This is a genomic window from Streptomyces sp. NPDC088124 (assembly GCF_040685895.1).
In the GTDB taxonomy this organism is placed as follows: domain Bacteria; phylum Actinomycetota; class Actinomycetes; order Streptomycetales; family Streptomycetaceae; genus Streptomyces.
The window spans coordinates 1-1,306 of sequence record NZ_JBFBJB010000143.1 but is presented as its reverse complement, the minus strand read 5'-3'; the positions used below and the strand labels follow the sequence as shown (position 1 = coordinate 1,306).

Annotated in this window: 2 protein-coding genes; both read right to left on the bottom strand. The window is 68.1% G+C overall.

All coding sequences use genetic code 11. The features are described 5' to 3' along the window. Positions 1–12: 12 nt before the first annotated feature. Positions 13–351, bottom strand: coding sequence for a hypothetical protein (locus tag AB0P17_RS43270; protein WP_365820623.1), 339 nt, complete (start codon positions 349–351; stop codon positions 13–15). 27 nt (positions 352–378) lie between these two features. Then, the gene (locus AB0P17_RS43265; protein ID WP_365820621.1) at positions 379–1,248 is read right to left on the bottom strand and encodes an IS5 family transposase; all 870 of its coding nucleotides are present in this window, start codon (positions 1,246–1,248) and stop codon (positions 379–381) included. Between the last annotated feature and the right edge of the window lie 58 nt (positions 1,249–1,306).

Here is a 1,306-nt window from a genome sequence, read left to right as displayed (position 1 = left end):
CTAGGCCGTGTTTTAGGAAGCGCGGGCGGCCAGCCATTTGGTGAGGTCGCCCGCGATCTGGTTGATGGCGGTCTCGACGCTGACGTCGTGCTCGCGGCGGTTGGTGTCGCGCCGAACGACCTCGTAACCGCCCTCGTCCAGCACGGCCACGGAGGCGAACCAGGCGGGTTCGTCTTCGTCCGGCTGGATGACGACGAACGTGTTGTCGGCGTCGTTCAGGTCGCTGATGAGCATAAACAACGCGTCCTCGGACAGGTCGTCGATGTGGTCGCCGTTCTCGCTGTCGGCGCAGTAGTACTCAGCGGCCACAGGCTCTCCCCATCCGTGCTGCTCGAATTCGGTGGTCAGCATGGCACGGCCAGGCGGCCCGGCCCGCGTTCACAGCCACTGGTGGATTGCCGCGACGTGGACAGCCGCCTCGAAGCGAACCGCGAGCTTGTCATAGCGGGTGGCCACCGCGCGGTGCTGCTTGAGGCGGCTGATCCCGCACTCGACGGCATGACGGGCCTTGTAGTCCCGAGAGTCGAAGGCGGGCGGGCGGCCACCCCCGCGGCCACGACGCTTGCGGTTGCGGATCTGGTCGGCTGGCTCCGGGATCGTGCATCTGATCCCTCGTTTCCGCAGGTAGGCGCGGTTCGCGCGGGAGGAGTACGCCTTGTCGCCCCGCACCCGAAGCGGGCGGCTCCTCGGCCGGCCGCTGCCGCTTCTGGGCACCCGGATCGCGTTGAGGACCGGCTCGAACTGCGGGCTGTCACCTCGCTGTCCGGCGGTGACCAGCAGCGACAGCGGCTTCTGGCCCTGCTCACAGGCCAGATGGATCTTCGTGGTGAACCCGCCCCGCGATCTGCCCAGCCCGTGGTCGTCCGGCTCGGTGGTGATCCCGCCGGGCGGTTCCTTCTGCCCGGCGCCGTCCCGGCGGGCCCCGGCCGCGTGCTGGTGGGCGCGGCAGACCGTGGAATCGACGTTCACCTCCCACGTGATCAGCCCGGTCATATCGGCCCGGGCCTGCAACAACGTCAGCAGCCGGGCCCACACCCCCTGCCGCTGCCAACGCCTGAACAGCCCGTACACGGTCTGCCAGGGGCCGTACTCATCCGGCAGATCACGCCAAGGGACACCTGTCCGGACCCGCCATCGCACACCGTCCACCAATCGCCGCCGACCCGGCGACCTGCGACTCACACCCGCCACAGGAAGCAACGACTCCAACACCAACCACTGCTCATCAGAAAGATCCCCACGCCCCACACGGTGATCATCACAGCGCGAGGCGTGAACAAGAAACCCGACCTAAAACACGGCCTAG